14 protein-coding genes and 1 tRNA gene are annotated in these 17,752 nt (G+C 71.8%); 7 read left to right on the top strand and 8 right to left on the bottom strand.

Annotated elements, in window-relative coordinates; all coding sequences use genetic code 11:
• Positions 1-62 precede the first annotated feature (62 nt).
• The 4 genes from ACIBK3_RS33275 to ACIBK3_RS33260 all read left to right on the top strand — a co-directional run bounded on the left by ACIBK3_RS33275 (position 63) and on the right by ACIBK3_RS33260 (position 4,543).
• Positions 63-752 (top strand): molybdopterin-dependent oxidoreductase, encoded by a 690-nt coding sequence (locus tag ACIBK3_RS33275; RefSeq protein WP_399371354.1) that lies wholly within the window; start codon positions 63-65, stop codon positions 750-752.
• 15 nt (positions 753-767) lie between these two features.
• Positions 768-1,394, top strand: coding sequence for a cytochrome b/b6 domain-containing protein (locus ACIBK3_RS33270; protein ID WP_399371165.1), 627 nt, complete (start codon positions 768-770; stop codon positions 1,392-1,394).
• A gap of 217 nt (positions 1,395-1,611) precedes the next feature.
• Positions 1,612-2,445 carry an MHYT domain-containing protein gene (locus ACIBK3_RS33265; protein ID WP_399371164.1) on the top strand — a complete coding sequence of 278 codons (834 nt, stop codon included), beginning with the start codon at positions 1,612-1,614 and terminating at the stop codon, positions 2,443-2,445.
• Positions 2,446-2,491: 46 nt separating this feature from the next.
• Positions 2,492-4,543, top strand: coding sequence for a nitrate- and nitrite sensing domain-containing protein (locus ACIBK3_RS33260; protein WP_399371163.1), 2,052 nt, complete (start codon positions 2,492-2,494; stop codon positions 4,541-4,543).
• Positions 4,544-4,626: 83 nt separating this feature from the next.
• Here the strand turns inward: ACIBK3_RS33260 and ACIBK3_RS33255 are convergent, their stop codons facing one another.
• The 4 genes from ACIBK3_RS33255 to ACIBK3_RS33240 form a co-directional block, all read right to left on the bottom strand.
• Positions 4,627-5,664, bottom strand: a complete 1,038-nt coding sequence (locus tag ACIBK3_RS33255; RefSeq protein ID WP_399371162.1) for an L-idonate 5-dehydrogenase — start codon at positions 5,662-5,664, stop codon at positions 4,627-4,629.
• A gap of 14 nt (positions 5,665-5,678) precedes the next feature.
• The gene (locus ACIBK3_RS33250) at positions 5,679-6,449 is read right to left on the bottom strand and encodes an SDR family oxidoreductase (protein WP_399371161.1); all 771 of its coding nucleotides are present in this window, start codon (positions 6,447-6,449) and stop codon (positions 5,679-5,681) included.
• Positions 6,450-6,458: 9 nt separating this feature from the next.
• Positions 6,459-7,886, bottom strand: a complete 1,428-nt coding sequence (locus ACIBK3_RS33245; RefSeq protein WP_399371160.1) for a GntP family permease — start codon at positions 7,884-7,886, stop codon at positions 6,459-6,461.
• 125 nt (positions 7,887-8,011) lie between these two features.
• The gene (locus ACIBK3_RS33240) at positions 8,012-8,530 is read right to left on the bottom strand and encodes a gluconokinase (RefSeq protein ID WP_399371159.1); all 519 of its coding nucleotides are present in this window, start codon (positions 8,528-8,530) and stop codon (positions 8,012-8,014) included.
• Between the two features lie 143 nt (positions 8,531-8,673).
• Between ACIBK3_RS33240 and ACIBK3_RS33235 the strand changes: the two genes are divergently transcribed.
• Positions 8,674-9,375, top strand: a complete 702-nt coding sequence (locus ACIBK3_RS33235) for a FadR/GntR family transcriptional regulator (RefSeq protein WP_399371158.1) — start codon at positions 8,674-8,676, stop codon at positions 9,373-9,375.
• 22 nt (positions 9,376-9,397) lie between these two features.
• Here the strand turns inward: ACIBK3_RS33235 and ACIBK3_RS33230 are convergent, their stop codons facing one another.
• The 4 genes from ACIBK3_RS33230 to ACIBK3_RS33215 all read right to left on the bottom strand — a co-directional run bounded on the left by ACIBK3_RS33230 (position 9,398) and on the right by ACIBK3_RS33215 (position 15,764).
• Positions 9,398-9,817 carry a YchJ family protein gene (locus ACIBK3_RS33230; RefSeq protein WP_399371157.1) on the bottom strand — a complete coding sequence of 140 codons (420 nt, stop codon included), beginning with the start codon at positions 9,815-9,817 and terminating at the stop codon, positions 9,398-9,400.
• Positions 9,818-10,090: 273 nt separating this feature from the next.
• Entirely contained in the window at positions 10,091-11,470 is a 1,380-nt protein-coding gene (locus tag ACIBK3_RS33225) for a M1 family metallopeptidase (RefSeq protein ID WP_399371156.1), read from the bottom strand.
• A 77-nt stretch (positions 11,471-11,547) separates the two neighbouring features.
• Positions 11,548-15,402: a Pls/PosA family non-ribosomal peptide synthetase gene (locus ACIBK3_RS33220; protein ID WP_399371155.1), complete on the bottom strand. Its 3,855-nt coding sequence runs from the start codon at positions 15,400-15,402 to the stop codon at positions 11,548-11,550.
• A 277-nt stretch (positions 15,403-15,679) separates the two neighbouring features.
• Positions 15,680-15,764, bottom strand: a tRNA-Leu gene (locus ACIBK3_RS33215).
• Between the two features lie 186 nt (positions 15,765-15,950).
• On the opposite strand from ACIBK3_RS33215, the gene ACIBK3_RS33210 reads away from it, so the two are divergent.
• Positions 15,951-17,276: a M20/M25/M40 family metallo-hydrolase gene (locus ACIBK3_RS33210; RefSeq protein ID WP_399371154.1), complete on the top strand. Its 1,326-nt coding sequence runs from the start codon at positions 15,951-15,953 to the stop codon at positions 17,274-17,276.
• A gap of 172 nt (positions 17,277-17,448) precedes the next feature.
• Positions 17,449-17,682 (top strand): chaplin ChpH, encoded by a 234-nt coding sequence (chpH, locus tag ACIBK3_RS33205; protein ID WP_399371153.1) that lies wholly within the window; start codon positions 17,449-17,451, stop codon positions 17,680-17,682.
• Positions 17,683-17,752 lie beyond the last annotated feature (70 nt).

Genomic DNA, 17,752 nt, shown 5'->3' with positions numbered 1-17,752 from the left:
AACCGCGTACGGAACGCCCCGGCGCCCCGCGCGCGGAGCGCCCCGAGGAACGCGGCGCCCCGATCGGCCGCCGGGTCCTGCTCGGCACCCTCGGTCTGGGCGCGCTCGGCGTGGTCGCCGCGCCGACCCTGCAGCGCGGCCTGGAGGCGTTCCTCGGCAGCGCCGCCGACAGCGACCCGACCGGCCTCACGGGTCTGCTCCCGAACGGAGGCGGCTTCCGCTACTACTCGGTCACGTCCTCCGTGCCGCACAAGGACGCCGAGGACTACCGCCTCACCGTCGACGGCCTGGTCGACACCCCGAAGAGCTACAGCCTCGCCGAGCTGCGCGCCCTCCCACAGACCCGCCTGGTCAAGGACGTGCAGTGCGTCACCGGCTGGCGGGTCCCCGACACCCCCTTCGAGGGGGTACGCCTGTCCCGGCTCCTGGACGCCGCGGGAGTGCGCCCCTCAGCCGGGGCGGTGCGCTTCACCTGTTTCGACGGCGCGTACAGCGAGAGCCTCACCCTCGAGCAGGCCCGCCGCGACGACGTCCTGGTCGCCCTGCGCATGCAGGACAAGAACATCGGCCACACCCACGGCGGCCCGGTCCGCCTCTACGTGGCGCCCATGTACTTCTACAAGTCCGCCAAGTGGCTCTCCGGCATCACCGTCACAGAGAATGTGAAACCGGGCTACTGGGAGGAACGCGGCTACGACGTCGACGCCTGGGTCGGCCGTTCCAACGGCCGCGACGACGAGCCCACGAGCTGACGGCACGAGCTGACCATGAGCCTGCGCATCCACGCCCCCGCGCCCGAGTCGTCCCGCGTGCGCCGCTTCGGCCGCACCCAGCGGTGGGTCCACCGCACCACCGCGGCGCTGATGGGCGTGTGCGTGGTGACGGCGGCCTGTCTGTACGTTCCCCAGTTCGCCGAACTCGTGGGCCGCCGTGAGCTGGTGGTCCGTATCCACGAGTGGGCCGGTCTCGCTCTGCCCGTGCCCGTGCTGGCGGGCCTCGTCTCCCGCGGGTTCCGTTCCGACCTGCGCTTCCTGAACCGCTTCGGCCCGCACGACCGCCTCTGGCTGCGTGCCGCCCTGGTCCGCGACAAACGACGGTCGTCGCGCCCGGCGGGCAAGTTCAACGCGGGCCAGAAGGTGTACGCGGCCTGGATCGCCGGCGCCACCCTGGTGATGCTCGGCACGGGCCTGCTGATGTGGTTCACCCACCTCACACCGATCCAGTGGCGCACCAGCGCGACCTTCGTCCACGACTGGCTCGCCCTCACCATCGGCATCGTCCTGGGCGGCCACATCGGCATGGCCCTCGGGGACCCGGAGGCCCGCCGCGGCCTGCGGACGGGCACCGTGAGCCGGGAGTGGGCCGAGCGGGAACACCCACTGTGGCGCCCCTAGCGTGGTGAATCTTTTCGGCCATGCGAACGTACGGGCGACGTAAGAGGACTGTGAAGCACTTGCGGGGAAACGGGGCCGTAACCCACACCCGCCGTACGTTAATCCGCACCGAACCTCCGGCAAGGAAGTGGCTTGATCTCGTTCCCCCCGCACTGATCGCCGGCGGTACCCCCCATGCACGCTGTGCTGTCCGCCCGGCGGGCGAGAGGAGTTCTCCATGGGACACATGGACCACTTCAGCGCCGGATGGGTCACGCCCGTCCTTTCCTACGTCATGGCCTGCGTCGGCTCGGCGCTCGGCCTGCGGTGCACCGTACGGGCCCTCGATGCCGCCGGTGCCTCGAAACGGAACTGGCTGCTGCTGGCCTCGTTCGCGATCGGCTCCGGCATCTGGACCATGCACTTCGTCGCGATGATGGGCTTCGGCGTGGAGGGCACCCCCATCCGGTACGACGTCCCCCTCACCGTTCTCAGCCTCGTCATGTCCATCGCCGTCGTCAGCGCCGGCGTCTTCACCGCCGGGTACGGGCGCTCACGCGTGACGTCGGTGCTGCTCGGCGGGCTCGGCACCGGACTGGGCGTCTCCGCCATGCACTACACCGGCATGGCCGCGCTCAACCTGCACGGCACCGTGGACTACGACCCGCTCCTCGTCGTCGCCTCCATCGTGATCGCCGTCGTCGCCGCGACCGCCGCGCTCACGCTCACCCTCATCGTGCGCGGCCCCGTCCTCACCGTCGTCGCCGCGCTCGTCATGGGGCTCGCGGTGAGCACCATGCACTACACCGCGATGTTCGCCGTCCACGTCAGCCTCGCGCCCAGCAGCGCCGAGCTGCCCGGAGCCACGCCCACCGCGTTCCTCTTCCCGCTCGCCGTGGTGCTCGGCTCGTTCCTCTTCCTCGCCTCCGCGTACGTAGCGCTCTCCCCGACCGGCAGGCGCGCCGAGTCCGTCGCCACCGAACTGCTCCGCGAGGTCGAGCTCTCCACCGCGACCCCCACCGAGCCGGTCACCGCGTCGGCCACCGTGTCCGCCACCGCCGGGGTCGTCTGAGCCGTACCGCGGAGCCGCACCGCACACACCCTCCAAGAGGTATCCCATGAGTCTCACCCGTACCTTGGCACAGCTGCGCCCCAGATCGGTCCGGGCCAAGATCGTCGCCCTGCTCATGCTGCCCGTCGTGTCCCTCATGGCGCTGTGGGGCTTCGCCGCGGTCACCACGGCCTCCCACATCGGCGACACCCGGCGGGTCAAGGACGTCAACACCGAACTCCTCGCCCCGGTCGGCGATTTCGTCGCCGCACTGCAGACCGAACGGACCGCCGCCGCGCGTCAGGCCGCCGCGCGGAACACGGCCGGCCTCGACGCTTTCGAGGCGGCGGGCACGGCCACCGACAAGGCCGCCACCGCCGTCCGCGACGGCGCCAACGCCGCCACCACGGACGCCGAACTCCTCGACGCCGGCCTGCCCGCCCGCATCGACCGCCTGCAGAGCGACGCGCGCGGACTCGACGCGCTCCGCGCGCAGACCGGCGCGAAGGGCAGCGCCCCGACGGTGTTCACGGCGTACTCGGCGGTCATCGAGGACGCCTTCGCCGTCACCGGCGCGCTCACCGGCGAGGACAGCACCGGCGTCGCCTCCGAGGCGCGGGTCGTCCTCGAACTCGCCCGTGCCCGCGAGGCCGTGGCCCAGGAACAGGCCCTCCTCGCCATGGGGAGCGCGACCGGGAAGCTCACGACGGAGCAGTACGCGCTGTTCGCCGGCGCCGTGGCCACCCAGCGGGAGCTGATGAAGCCAGCGGTCGCCGACCTGAAGCCGGCGCACCGGGAGGCGTACAACGCGGTGCTGCACAGCGGCGGTCACCGCACGCTCGCGGCCGGCGAGGACCGGGTCCGCGACGCCGGGCCCGGCGCCTCGGTCCTCTCCACGGACTTCCTGGGCAACTGGGACAAGGGCGCCGACGCCGTGCTGACCGAGCTCGCCCAGGCCGAGTCGGACGCCGGTACGGGAGCCATGGCCAAGGCGAACCTGATCGGCTGGGACACGCTGGGTGCTTCCGGCGTCGCCGTCATCCTCGGTCTGGTGGGCGTGCTGCTGTCGCTGCTGGTGTCCGTGGGCGTCGGCCGGGGACTCATCGTCGAACTCCTCGACCTGCGCAACGACGCCCTCGAAGTAGCCGGGCGCCGGCTGCCGCGGGCCATGCGCCGACTGCACGCCGGGCAGGGCCTGGACATCGACGCCGAGGCCCCGATGCGCCGCCTCGTCGGTGACGAACTCGCCCAGGTGAGCACCGCGCTCACCGCCGTGCAGCGGGCCGCGCTCAGAGCCGCCTCCGAGCGCGCCGAACTGCTCAGCGGCATCTCCGGGGTGTATGTCAGTCTCGCCCGCCGCAGCCAGGTGCTGCTGCACCGCCAGCTCGACCTGCTCCACCAGCTGGAGCAGCGTCCGCGCGATCCGGCCGAGGTGCAGGAGCTGTACCAGGTCGACTACCTCGCCACCCGGATGCGCCGCCACTCCGAGAGCCTGCTCATCCTGTCCGGCATCGCGCCCGGACGCGGCTGGCACGACCCGATTCCGCTGGTGGACGTCCTGCGGGCGGCCCTCGGGGAGATCGAGCAGCCGGGCCGGGTCCAGATCTGGCCGGTGCCGCGCGTCTCCCTCAACGGCGGCTCCGTCGCCGACGTCATCCATCTGCTCGCCGAACTCGTCGAGAACGCGGCCTCGTTCTCACCGCCCAGTGCCCATGTCCAGCTGCGGGCCGCCCGGCTGCGCGACGGCCTCCTCATCGAGATCGAGGACAGCGGCTTCGGCATGAACGAGGAGGCGATGGCCGAGGCCAACCGCAAGATCCAGTCCGAGAACATCGACCTGCTCGACGCCAAGCGGATCGGACTGTTCGTGGTCAACCGCATCGCCGCCCGGCAAGGCCTGCGTGTCGAACTGCGCCCCTCGGCGAGCAGCGGGGCGACAGCGGCCGTCCTCATCCCCGAGAACCTGATCCGGGACGACATGCCCGTACACGACGTCGCACTCTCCGGCGGTCAGGACGGCACCCGGGAAGGCGGCCACGACGGCGGCCGGGACGTTCACCAGGACACCGGCCGGCCACTGGCCCCCGCGGCGGCGTTGATCCCGCGGCAGCGGGAGTAGCAGGCACGGCGGCCGGCAGGTGCGGTGATGTCTCAGGGCGGGTGTGTGCGGTGATGTTCCAGGGGCCGCGTACGCGGTGAGTCTCAGGGGGTGCCGGGGACGCCGAAGTCCAGCAACACCTTGCACGACCGGCTACGGTCGGCGGCCAGCGCGAACGCCGACTCCGCCTCCCCGACCGGGATCACCGCGCTGACCAGCGCGTCGAACGCCGGCTCGGCCGCGAGCAGTTCCAGCGCGTCGTCGAACTCCCCGTCGAAGCGGAACGCGCCCCGCAGCTCGATCTCCCGGCTCACCACGAGGTTCCCGGCGAAGGGGCTCTGCCCGGACGGCAGCATCCCGAGCTGCACGACGACCCCGCCCCGCCGCACCAGCCGGAGACAGGTGTCCAGGCCCGCGGCGACCCCGGACGCCTCGACGGCCGCGTCGACCTCCGACGGCCACCCGGGATCGGACGGATCGTCCGCCCGTACGACGGTGTCGGCGCCCGCCGCGGACGCGTACCGCAGCGCCGCCGGGAGGAGGTCCGTCACCGTCACGTGTGCGGCGCCCGCCGCCTTCGCCGCCGCGACGACCAGGCAGCCGATGGGACCGGCGCCGGTGACCAGGACGTGCTTCCCGGTGACGTCCCCGGCCCGCCGCACCGCGTGCAGCGCCACCGACAGCGGCTCCGCGAGCGCCGCCCGGCGCGGCTCCAGACCGGCCGGAAGCGGCCGCAGCTGCTCGGCCGGTACCACCACGTGGGCCGCGAAGCCGCCCTGGACGTGCGGGAAGCGGGCCGCGCTGCCGAGGTACCGCGTGTCCCGGCAGACGTTCCGCCGCCCCTCCACGCACTCCGGGCAGACCCCGCAGGGCGTCGCCGGGTGGACCGCGACGGCCGTACCGGTGACGGGACCTGACGCCCCGTCACCGTACGAGACGACCGTCCCGACCACCTCGTGACCGAGCAGCATCGGCTCCTTGAGCCGGAAGTCGCCGACGCCGCCGTGCCGCCAGTAGTGCAGGTCGGACCCGCAGACCCCGCCGTAGCGGACGGAGACCAGCGCCTGACCGGGGCCCGGCGACGGCACCGGCAGCTCCTCGACCCGGAGGTCGCCCTGACCGTGGATCACACAACCCAGCATTCCCGGGGCCCCTTTCACAGCACGCTCGTCATGCCGCCGTCGACGTACAGCACCTGCCCGCTGACGAAGTCCGCCGCGGGCGAGGCCAGGAACAGCACCCCGCCCACCAGGTCCTCCGTACGGCCCCAGCGGCCGGCCGGGGTGCGGCGCCGCACCCACGCGCTGAACTCCTCGTCCTGGACGAGGGGCTCGGTCAGCTCCGTCTCGATGTAGCCGGGACCGAGACCGTTGACCTGGACGCCGTGCGGGCCCCAGTCCGCGCACATGCCCTTGGTGAGCATCTTCAGCGCGCCCTTGGTGGCCGCGTAGGGCGCGATGCCGGGCCGGACCACCTCGCTCTGCAGCGAGCAGATGTTGACGATCTTTCCGTGGCCGCGTTCCGTCATCCCGCGGGCCGTCTCCCGGCCGACCAGGAACGCGCTGGTCAGATTGGTGTTCAGGATGCGGTGCCAGTCCGAGTCGGTGAACTCCAGGAGCGGGGCGCGCAGTTGCATTCCCGCGTTGTTGACCAGGATGTCGAGCGGGCCCACCCGCTGTTCGACATCCGCGATGCCGGCGGCGACCGACGGCCCGTCGGTGACGTCGAACACGGCCGTGTGGACCTCACCGGGGACCTCCGCGGAGAGTTCCGCGGCGGCCTTGGCGAGCCGGTCGCCGTCCCGTCCGTTGAGGACGACCCGGCAGCCCGCCTGTGCGAGACCCCGGGCCAGCGCGAGGCCGATGCCCCGGCTGGAGCCGGTGACCAGGGCCGTACGGCCGCCGATGTCGAAGAGAGGGTGACTCATCCCGTACCCCTAGATGACCAGTGAGAGAAGCAGGACCAGACCGCCGGCGACCACCGAGATGATCGTCTCCATGACGGACCAGGTCTTGAGGGTCTGCCCGACGCTGAGGCCGAAGTACTCCTTCACCAGCCAGAATCCGGCGTCGTTGACATGGCTGAAGAAGAGCGAGCCGGCACCGATGGCCAGGACCAGCAGGGCCGTGTGGGTGGTCGACATGTCGACTGCCAGCGGGGCGACCAGGCCGGCCGCCGAGACCGTGGCGACCGTCGCCGAACCGGTCGCCAGCCGGATCGCCACCGCGATCAGCCAGGCCAGCAACAGGGCCGGGATCGACCAGTCCTTGGATATCTCCAGGACCATCTGGCCGACGCCGGAGTCGATCAGCGTCTGCTTGAAGCCGCCGCCCGCGCCGACGATCAGCAGGATGCCCGCGATGGGCGCGAGCCCCTTGTCGACCAGCTGGGAGACCCGCTCCTTGGCGAACCCGGCGGGCCGCAGCAGGGTGAAGATGCCCACCAGCACAGCGGCCAGCAGGGCGATCAGCGGCGAGCCGGCGACGTCGAACACGCGCTGCACGGTGCTCTCGGGGTCGTCGATGACGATGTCGACGAGCGCCTTGGCCAGCATCAGGACGACCGGCAGCAGGATCGTGGCCAGCGTCGCGCCGAAGCCGGGACGCCGCTGAAGGTCCTCGGAGGCGCGCTGCGCGGGGGTCTGGGGGGAACCCCCAGTCGAAAGCAGCATCCGGTCCGGGGCCGGGACGTCGACCCAGCGGGCCGCGACCTTCGAGAACAGCGGACCGGCGATGATCACGGTCGGTATGGCCACCAGCACGCCGAGCGCCAGTGTGACACCCAGGTTGGCCTTCACCGCGTCGATGGCGACCAGCGGGCCGGGGTGCGGCGGGACCAGGCCGTGCATCACGGACAGACCCGCGAGCGCCGGGATGCCGATCCGCATCAGCGAGTAGTTGCCCCGCTTGGCGACCATCAGCACGACCGGGATCAGCAGCACCACGCCGACCTCGAAGAACAGCGGCAGGCCGATCACCGAGGCGATCAGCACCATCGCCCAGGGCATCGAGCGCGCGCTCGCCTTCGCCAGGATCGTGTCGACGATCTGGTCGGCACCCCCGGAGTCGGCGAGCATCTTGCCGAGGATCGCGCCCAGCGCGATCAGTACGCCCACGCCGGCGACGGTCGAGCCGAGCCCGGTGGTGAAGCTGGTGATGGCCTTGTCGAGCGGTGCCCCGGCGAACGCGCCGAGCGCCAGTGTCCCGATGGTCAGCGACAGGAAGGCGTGGAGCTTGAACTTGGTGATGAGCAGGACGATGACGGCGATTCCCGCCAGTACGGCGATACCCAGCTGAGCGTGGCCGGCCGAAGTGATCGGCTCGGGTGCGTCCGCTGCCAGCATCTCGACACTGAGTCTGGTCACGGGGAGTTCCCTTGCAGGTACGGGGATGGGGGGAGTACTGCGGTGGGGGGTGTTGCACAAGGAGGTACTGCGGTGAGGGTGTTCCAGGGGTGGTGAGAGGTCTCGGGGAGGCGCCGGGGCCGGTCCTACCGAGAGGTCCCGTCGAGTGCGTCGAGTGCGTCCGCGGCCCGGTCGGTGATCTCCTCCGGACTGCCGGTGACGTCCACGACGACCCCGGCCTCGTCCGGCTGGAGCGGCTGGAGCGTGGCGAACTGCGAGTCCAGCAGCGCTGTCGGCATGAAGTGACCCCGCCGATGCGACATCCGGTCCTCGATCAGCGCCCGGTCGCCCGCGAGGTGCAGGAACACGACTCCCGGGGCTTCGGCCCTGAGCCGGTCGCGGTACGACCGCTTCAGCGCGGAACAGCTGACCACCCCGCCGAGCCCGGCCCGCCCGTGCGCCCAGGTGCCGATGGCGTCCAGCCACGGCCACCGGTCGGCGTCCTCGAGCGGGACACCGGCCGACATCTTGTCGATGTTGGCCTGGGGGTGGAAGTCGTCGCCCTCGGCGTACGGGACGCCCAGCCGGGCCGCGAGCAGGGGACCGATCGTGGTCTTGCCCGTGCCGGCGACGCCCATCACCACGACGACGTGAGGGGTACGCATCACTGCCTCGCTGTCTTCTTCGACATTCGACGCCGACATCTGGCGTCGGCCACACTGAAACCCATTAGGTACGACGAGTTCAAGAGTCTGTGACAAATAAGTCTGACTTTTTGTTCCTGTGATCCACCTCGTACGCTGAGTACATGACCACAACGGACCGGGGGCTGCACGGCCGCGTACTGGAGTCCCTCGGCCCCGCGATCACCGCGGGCGAGTACCCGCCGGGCAGTGTCCTGCGGACCGACGAGCTGGCCCAGCGCTTCGACGTCTCACGCTCCGTCATGCGTGAGGCGGTCCGCGTCCTGGAGTCCATGCACCTCGTCGAGTCCCGCCGCCGGGTGGGCGTGACGGTCCGTCCCGCGAACGAGTGGAACGTCTACGACCCCCAGGTCATCCGCTGGCGGCTGGCCGGCGCCGACCGCCCCCGCCAGCTGCGTTCCCTCACCCTGCTGCGCTCGGCCGTCGAACCCGTCGCCGCGGGCCTCGCCGCCAAACACGCCACGGCGGCGCAGTGCGCCGAACTCACCGAGCGCGCCCTGGGCATGGTGGCCCACTCACGCGGCCACCAACTGGAGGGCTACCTCCTCCACGACATGGCCTTCCACCGGGTGATCCTCAACGCCTCCGGCAACGAGATGTTCGCCCGCCTCGGAGATGTCGTCGCCGAGGTCCTCGCCGGCCGTACCCACCACGAGGTCATGTTCGACGATCCCGACCCGGCCGCCGTCACCCTCCACGTCCAGGTCGCCGAGGCGGTCCGCGAGGGCGACGCCCTCCGCGCGGAGGAACTGACCCGCGAGATCACCGTGGGGGCACTTCAGGAACTGGACATACTCGCGCCGTAGGCCCTACTGGTCGCCGTGGCCCCTACTCGTCCACGAACTCCCCGTCCACGTACATCCACGCCCCGTCCACCCGCTCGAACCGGCTCCGCTCGTGCAGCGAGCCACCCCGGAACGAGGCCCGGAAGGTCACCGTGCCCGTGCTGTGGAAGGCGGAGCCGTCCGTCGTGCCGAGGATCTCAAGACCGGTCCAGCGCATCCCCGGGTCCAGGTCGAGCCGAGCCGGCCGGGTCCGCGGATGCCACGTCCGCAGCAGATGCGGCGCGTCCCCCCGCACGAAGGCGCTGTAGCGGGACCGCATCAGCGCCTCCGCCGTGGGCGCGGCGGCGGCCCCAGCGTGGAAGCGGCCGCAGCACACGCCGTACGGCTCCGGAAGCCCGCAGGGACAGGAGCCGCCGGGACGGGTGCCGGCGGGACGGGAGGGGCGGGTGCCACGTCGGGACATGCGCACCATTGTGCCGGGCCGCCGCCGCGGCGCGCCGCGCGGCCTTCGGCTGCTTTCGACGTGCGGTTCTGCGCGGCTCGACACGCGGTTCTGCGCGGACTCGACACGGGGTCCTGCGCGGGCGAGGCGTGCGGTTCTGCGCGGGCCCGACCCGGGGTCCTGCGCAGGCCAGGCGTGTCCTGCGTGAACCCGGCACCCGTGCCTGCGCGGACGCGCCGCCCGGGCCCAAGTCGACCCGGCGCTGTTCGCCCACGCCCACCCGGCGCTGTTCGCCTACGCGGACCCGGCGTTGGTCGGCGGATGCGTGGGCCGGGCCGGGATCGGCGGGGCCGGCTCGGGCAGCGGCGGCAGCCTCGTGCCGTACACCCACGCACGGAACACCTCGTCCAGCGGCTCCGGCGCGAACCGGGCCGCGTGGGCGGTGAAGGTCGTCGTGCTCACCGCGCCGCCCCGGTGCAGCGTCGCCCATCCGCGCAGCATCCGGAAGAACGCGTCGTCGCCCATCGCGCACCGCAGCACGTGCAGGGTCAGCCCGCCGCGCTGGTAGAGCCGGTCGTCGAACATCGACTTGCGCCCGGGATCGGCCAGTGTGAGGTCCTGGGGGAGCGAGGACAGCGACCGGTGGGCCGCCACGGCGAGTTGATGCGCGCTGCGGCCACCCGACCGCTCCGACCACAGCCACTCCGCGTACTTCGCGAACCCCTCGTTCAGCCAGATGTGCCGCCAGTCCGCGATGGACACACTGTTGCCGAACCACTGGTGCGCCAGCTCGTGCGCCACCAGCCGTTCCCAACCCCGCGCCCCGTCCACGTGGTTGGCGCCGAACAGCGACAACCCCTGTGCCTCGACGGGGACATCGAGCTCCTCCTCGGTCACCACGACCGCGTACTCGTCGAACGGGTACGGCCCGAACAGCTCCTGGAAGAGCTCCATCATCTGGGGCTGACGTGCGAAGTCCCGAGAGAACTCGGGCAGTTTGTGCGCCGGGATGTGCCCGTGCTGCGGCACCCCGCCCGGCCCCGGATCGCCCAGCAGCACCGTCTGGTACTTGCCGATCGACAGCCCGACCAGATAACTGGACGTCGGCGCCGCCTGCTCGTACACCCAGGTCGTCGTCGACGCCTTCGTCGTCCGCGTCAGCAGCCGCCCGCCCGCCACCACCGCGTACGCGGACGGCGTGGTGATCGAGATCTGGTACGAGGCCTTGTCGGCGGGCCGGTCGTTGCACGGGTACCAGGACGGCGCCCCGACCGGCTGGCTCGCCACCAGCGCCCCGTCCTCCAGCTCCTCCCAGCCGAGTCCGCCCCAGGGGCTGCTCACCGGCTTGGGGTTGCCGGACCAGTGCACCTCCACGGTGAAGGGGGCGCCCGGCCGGACCGGCTTGGCCGGCCGCAGACGCAGCTTGCCGCCCCGGTGCGTGTAGTGCGGCTGCCTGCCGTCCACCCGGACCCGGCCGATCTTGAAGTCGGCCAGGTTCAACTGGAACTCGGGCAGCGCCGACCGTCCCGCTATCGCGTTGATCCGGGCCGTCCCCGACAGCCGGTTCGGGCCCGGGCGGTAGTCCAGCGCGAGTTCGTAGCGGTGCACCCGGTAACGGGAGTCGCCGTTGGCCGGGAAGTACGGATCCGGACCCACTGCCTGCTGAACGGTCACTGCGGTGTCTGCTCCCTGCGCTGTGCTCGAACGTCGTGCCGGTGCACCACCGTCCTCGGGACCCGGCCGAGCCGCGCTCAGGAACGCCACGACTCGATGGGGTTGCCCAGCCAGCGGGTGTCGTCGGGAACGGACTCCACCGCCATCACCAGCGACGCCGGCCCCAGAGTCGTACGGGCGCCGATCGTGCTGCCGGGCAGGACGATTCCGCCAGGACCCAGCGTCGCGCCCTCACGGAGGACCACAGTATCCGTTCGCAAGATCCGGTCGTGGAAGAGGTGGGTCTGCAGCACGCAGCCACGGTTCACGGTCGCCGCGTCCTCCAGGGTCACCAGGTCGGTCTCGGGCAGCCAGTAGCTCTCCACCCACACGCCCCGGCCGATCCGTGCCCCGAGCCCGCGCAGCCACGCCGTCAGCACCGGCGTACCGGGCACGGAACCCGCCAGCCACGGCACCGCCAGCACCTCCACGAAGGTGTCCGCCAGCTCGTTGCGCCACACGAAGGAGCTCCACAGCGGATGCTCCCCGCCGCGGTGCCGCCCCACGAGCGCCCACTTCGCCGCGACGGACACCAGCCCTGCCACCAGCCCCGCCCCGAGCAGTACCAGCCCCGACAGCAGCGGCGCCCACCCGCCCAGCGCACACAGCGCGGCCACCGTCAGCACGGCCAGCCCCGCCGAGCAGAACACCGGGACGATCCGGCACAGCTCCACCAGCGCGCGCGCCCACAGCAGCCGGGCCGGCGGGTCGTACGTCCGGCTCTGGTCGCCGCCGGCCGCCGCGCGCGGCAGCTTCATCGGCGGCAGACCCAGGTACGAGCTGCCCTTCTTCGCCTTCTTCGGCGTCGCCGACAGCACCCCGACCAGCCCGCCGTCCGGCACGGAACGGCCCGGCGCGGTCATCCCCGAGTTCCCGAGGAACGCCCGCCGCCCGATCTCGGCCCGCCCGATCCGCATCCAGCCCCCGCCGAGCTCGTACGGCGCGGTCAGCGTGTCGTCGGCCAGGAACGCGCCCTCACCGACCGTCGTCAGGCTCGGCAGCGCCAGCACGGTGGACACCTCGGCGCCCTTGCCGATCCGCATCCCCAGCAGCCGCAGCCACACCGGCGTGGCCAGCCCGGCGTACAGCGGGAACAGCGTCTCCCGCGAGCGGTCCATCAGCTGCGTGACGGTCCACGCCTGCCAGCCGATCCTGCTGTGCGTGGGATGGGTGCCCTCGCGCAGGCCCAGGCTCAGCAGCCGTACGGCGACCAGGATCACCAGCGCGTACGCCACCCCGAAGGCGAGCGTCGCCGGGACGAGACCGAGCGCGACCCCGGTCACGGTCACCTCGGGCGTGACGAACCAGTGGCCCACCAGCAGCGCGACCGCGCCCGCCAGCACCGGCAGCGCACTGAGCGCGAAGCCCGTCACGCCGTACATCGCACCCCAGGACCTGCCCCGCACCGGCCGCTCCTTGGGCCAGTTGCGCTTGGCCTTGCCGAGCTTGACCGCGGGCGCGCCCGCCCACCGCTGCCCGGTCGGGATCTGGCCGGTGACCGCCGAACCCGGCGCCACCTCGGCCCGCTTGCCGACCCGGGCGCCCGGGAAGAGCAGGCTGCGCGTGCCCACGACGGCGTGCCCGCCCACCTTGACCGGCCCGATCTCCAGCCGGTCGCCGTCCAGCCACCAGCCGGACAGGTCCACCTCGGACTCCACGGCCGCGCCCCGCCCGAGCTTGAGCATGCCGGTGACCGGCGGCAGCGAGTGCAGGTCCACATCCGGGCCGATCTTCGCGCCCAGCGCCCGCGCGTACCGCTCCAGCCAGGACCCCGTCAGCGAGGTCGCCCCGCTGAACTCGGCCAGCCGCTCCGCGGTCCACAGCCGCAGATGGACACCGCCACCGCGCGCGTACCGGCCCGGTTCGACCCCCTTCAGGAGCAGCCGGGCGCCGCCCGCCGCGATCGCGAGCCGTCCGGGCGGGCTGAAGAACACCAGCGCCCCGGCCACGACCAGCCACCAAGGAGCGGTCGGCAGCCAGGAGTAGGCGGGCAGCAGATTGCCGAGCGCGGCCAGCACGACGGTCCAGCGCAGCCCGAGCACGGTGAACAGGGGGAGAAGGAGGAGGAGTTGGGCGGCCTGGGCACGCACCGGGACCGGGGCGATCACCCGCGTGCCGCCGTCGTCCTGCGCCGACTTCTCCAGGTGCCGCGCCAGCTTCCGCAGCACGGGATGCTGATAGATGTCGAGGACGGCGGCGCTCGGGTACCGGGTGCGCAGCCGCGTGGTCAGCTGGGCGGCCGCGAGACTGCCGCCGCCGATCGCGAAGAAGTCGTCCCGCGCGCTCGACACGGGGATGCCGAGCGCCTCGCTCCACTGCTCGGCGAGCCACGCCTCGGTGCCGTACAGCTGCTCGGCCGGACCACCGGTCGTCAGCCCTTCCAGCGGCCAGGGCAGGGCGCCCCGGTCCACCTTGCCGCTGGTCCGCGTCGGAAGGTCGTCGACCGGCGCGAGCAGCGGAACGAGCGCGGCGGGCAGTTCCGCGCGCAGCTTCTCGACGGCCACCGCCTGGTCCCAGCCGTCCTGGGTGACGACATATCCGACGAGGAGCTGGTTGCCGCCGCGGGCGGTCCGTACGGCGGCCGCGGCGCCCGCCACACCCGGCAGGGCCTGCAACGCGGCATCCACCTCACCGAGCTCGATCCGCCGCCCGCCGAGCTTGATCTGCTCGTCGGCCCGCCCGAGGAACACCAGGCCCTCGGGCTCCGCCCTGACCAGATCCCCGCTCCGATAGGCCCGGTCCCACCCCAGGGACTCCAGCGGCGCGTACTTCTCCGCGTCCTTCTCGGCGTCGAGGTACCGGGCCAGCCCGACCCCGCCGATCACCAACTGCCCGCTGCCGCCCATCGGCACCGGCTCGCCGGCCTCGTCCACGACGGCCAGTTCCCAGCCGTCCAGCGGCAGCCCGATCCGGATCGGCTCCGCGCCGCTCATCAGCGAGGCACAGGCCACCACGGTCGCCTCGGTGGGCCCGTACGTGTTCCAGACCTCCCGCCCCTCGGTCACCAGCCGCTGCACCAGCTCGGGCGGGCAGGCCTCACCACCGAAGATCAACAGGCGTACGTCGTTGAGGGTCTCGGGCTCCCACAGCGCGGCCAGCGTCGGCACCGTCGAGACGACGGTGATCTCCTGCTCGACGAGCCAGGGCCCCAGATCGGCACCGCTGCGGACCTGCGACCGCGGCACCGGCACCAGACAGGCCCCGTACCGCCACGCCAGCCACATCTCCTCGCAGGACGCGTCGAACGCGACGGACAGTCCCGCCATGACCCGGTCCCCGGGCCCGATCGGATCGTCCGTGAGGAACAGAGCCGCCTCCGCGTCCACGAACGCGGTCGCACTGCGGTGACTGACGGCGACACCCTTGGGCTTCCCGGTGGAGCCGGAGGTGAAGATGATCCAGGCGTCGTGCCCGACGCCGGGGCGGGCGGCGGGGACCGCGGAGCGGCCGTGCACGGTCAGCTCGTGCCCGGCGCCGACGACGGCCCGTACCCCGGCCTCCCCGAACACCAGCTCGGCCCGCTCTTCCGGGTCTTCTGCGTCCACGGGCACATAGGCGGCACCGGCGGCCAGCACCGCGAGGATCGCCACGTACAGATCGTTGGTCCCGGACGGCACTCGGACGCCCACGCGGTCCCCGAGACCGACCCCGGCGTCCGCGAGCCGCAGCCGCAGCCGCTCCACCTCAGCGGCCAGCGCACGGTAGGTCAGCGGTGTCGTGCCGTCGTCCAGGGCGAGCTCGTTCGGATACGACCGCACGGACGCGTCGAGGACGTCCACCAGGGTGCGGGGAGAGGCCGCCGGCCCTCCGGAGAAACGTGCCGTGTCGCCGAACCGTTCTCGGAGCTCGTCATCGAGCAGGCCGAGAGCACTGCTCTCGTGTATCGCCGCCATCGGGCCCTCGCGTCTCTTTCCCGGAGAACCTCCGGGGCGCTGGCGGGCCCGCAGGTCTGCCTGGGGTTGTCCGACTCCAGCTCCGTTCCGTAACAAGCCGGAAATTTTAGTACGAAGCTAGGCCCGCGCCCTTCCGTCGGCCACTCGGGACGGCCTTCCGGGGGTCTGTAGTCGTGCCGCCACCGCCCGTGACCTGGTGATCTTCAACCGAGGAGAGATGCCCCACACAACGAGCGAGGGTCGTGACCAGACGGTCACGACCCTCGCTCATCTTCTGTGTCCGAGGGGGGACTTGAACCCCCACGCCCGATAAAGGGCACTAGCACCTCAAGCTAGCGCGTCTGCCATTCCGCCACCCGGACAAGGTGTGTGTCGTGCTGGGTTTCCCCTGCGGCGACGGAGGAAACATTACCAGGCTTTCGACGGGCCCCTGATCCACCCCGTCCGCGCGTGAACGGGGTGTGACGGGCCGGGACCGGCCTTGGGGAGCGGCCGGGGGAGGGGGAGGATGAGGGGGACCACCAGCGGCGACAGCGGGAGGAAGCAGCGTGAGCGAGACGGACACGGCCAGGGGCGTCACCGGCGAGGACGAGGTCGTGGACCTCTGCCGCGAGCTGATCCAGATCGACACCAGCAACTACGGCGACCACTCGGGACCGGGTGAGCGCAAGGCGGCCGAGTACGTCGCCGCCAAGCTCGCCGAGGTGGGCCTCGAACCGCAGATCTTCGAGTCGCACCCCGGGCGCGCGTCCACCGTGGCCCGCATCGAGGGCGAGGACCCGTCCCGGCCCGCGCTGCTCATCCACGGCCACCTGGACGTCGTACCGGCCAACGCCGACGACTGGACCCACCACCCCTTCTCCGGCGAGGTCACCGACGGGTGCGTGTGGGGCCGGGGCGCCGTCGACATGAAGGACATGGACGCGATGACCCTGGCGGTCGTCCGCGACCGGCTGCGCAGCGGGCGCAGGCCCCCGCGCGACATCGTGCTCGCGTTCCTCGCGGACGAGGAGGCGGGCGGCACCTTCGGGGCCCGGCACCTCGTCGACAACCACCCGCACCTCTTCGAGGGCGTCACCGAGGCGATCAGCGAGGTAGGCGGGTTCTCGTTCACCGTGAGCGAGCAGCGCCGGCTCTATCTGATCCAGACGGCCGAGAAGGGCATGCACTGGATGAAGCTGACCGTGGCCGGCACCGCCGGGCACGGCTCCATGATCCACCGGGACAACGCGATCACCGAGCTGTCGGAGGCCGTGGCCCGGCTGGGCCGGCACGAGTTCCCGGTGCGGGTCACCAAGACCACCCGCGCCTTCCTCGACGAGCTCGGCGACGCCCTCGGCACCGAGCTGGACCCGGAGGACATGCAGGCCACCCTCGCCAGGCTCGGCGGCATCGCCAAGCTCATCGGCGCGACCCTCAGCAACACGGCCAACCCCACCCAGCTCGGCGCCGGTTACAAGGTCAACGTCATCCCGGGCGAAGCCACCGCGCACGTCGACGGGCGCTTCCTGCCGGGCCACGAGGAGGAGTTCCTCGCCGACCTCGACCGCATCCTCGGACCGAAGGTGCGGCGCTCGGACGTGCACTCCGACAAGGCCCTGGAGACCAGCTTCGACGGAGCTCTGGTCGAGGCGATGCAGTCCTCGCTGCTGGCCGAGGACCCCACCGCGAAGGCCATCCCCTACATGCTCTCCGGCGGGACGGACGCCAAGTCCTTCGACGACCTGGGCATCCGCGGCTTCGGCTTCGCGCCGCTCAAGCTGCCGCCGGAGCTGGACTTCGCGGGCATGTTCCACGGCGTCGACGAACGCGTCCCGGTCGACGGCCTCAAGTTCGGCGTGCGGGTGCTGGACCGTTTCATCGACGCGTCCTGACCCGGCGGGCGCCGGAATGCGCCCGCTGAAACGAAACCTCAAAATTCGGGCGCCTGTGCGGAACCGACTGAGAAGAGTGAATGCGACCATAAGCTCGTAGCTCGATTACTCCCTCCTCGTTCCTGATGATGTGATCCGCGACTTGGGATCACATTGTCAACCAGGAGGAATAATGATCAAGAAGATCGTCGCTGCTGCGGCCGCCACGGGTGGTCTGGTTCTCGCGGGTGCGGGCATGGCTGTCGCCGACTCCGGTGCCCAGGGTGCCGCCGTGCACTCCCCGGGATTCCTGTCCGGCAACGTCGTCCAGGTTCCCGTTCACGTCCCGGTGAACGCCTGCGGCAACACGGTCTCCGTGATCGGGCTGCTGAACCCCGCTTTCGCCAACACCTGCATCAACAAGTGACGTTGTGCCTCGCCCCATGAGGGGCTGAGCCCGTCGGTCCCGGAGCGCGTGCCATGCGCTCCGTGGCCGA

Origin of the sequence: Streptomyces sp. NPDC050287, assembly GCF_044459385.1 — a bacterium.
Lineage (GTDB): Bacteria > Actinomycetota > Actinomycetes > Streptomycetales > Streptomycetaceae > Streptomyces.
Note: the sequence above shows the minus strand (reverse complement) of the source record. Positions and strands in the feature narration are given on the sequence as shown.

Coding starts and splice junctions, on each gene's coding strand:
- ACIBK3_RS33270 (WP_399371165.1), top strand. CDS start 768: ATGAGCCTGCGCATCCACGCCCCCGCGCCCGAGTCGTCCCGCGTGCGC.
- ACIBK3_RS33265 (WP_399371164.1), top strand. CDS start 1,612: ATGGGACACATGGACCACTTCAGCGCCGGATGGGTCACGCCCGTCCTT.
- ACIBK3_RS33260 (WP_399371163.1), top strand. CDS start 2,492: ATGAGTCTCACCCGTACCTTGGCACAGCTGCGCCCCAGATCGGTCCGG.
- ACIBK3_RS33255 (WP_399371162.1), bottom strand. CDS start 5,664: ATGCTGGGTTGTGTGATCCACGGTCAGGGCGACCTCCGGGTCGAGGAG.
- ACIBK3_RS33250 (WP_399371161.1), bottom strand. CDS start 6,449: ATGAGTCACCCTCTCTTCGACATCGGCGGCCGTACGGCCCTGGTCACC.
- ACIBK3_RS33240 (WP_399371159.1), bottom strand. CDS start 8,530: ATGCGTACCCCTCACGTCGTCGTGGTGATGGGCGTCGCCGGCACGGGC.
- ACIBK3_RS33235 (WP_399371158.1), top strand. CDS start 8,674: ATGACCACAACGGACCGGGGGCTGCACGGCCGCGTACTGGAGTCCCTC.
- ACIBK3_RS33230 (WP_399371157.1), bottom strand. CDS start 9,817: ATGTCCCGACGTGGCACCCGCCCCTCCCGTCCCGCCGGCACCCGTCCC.
- ACIBK3_RS33220 (WP_399371155.1), bottom strand. CDS start 15,402: ATGGCGGCGATACACGAGAGCAGTGCTCTCGGCCTGCTCGATGACGAG.
- chpH (WP_399371153.1), top strand. CDS start 17,449: ATGATCAAGAAGATCGTCGCTGCTGCGGCCGCCACGGGTGGTCTGGTT.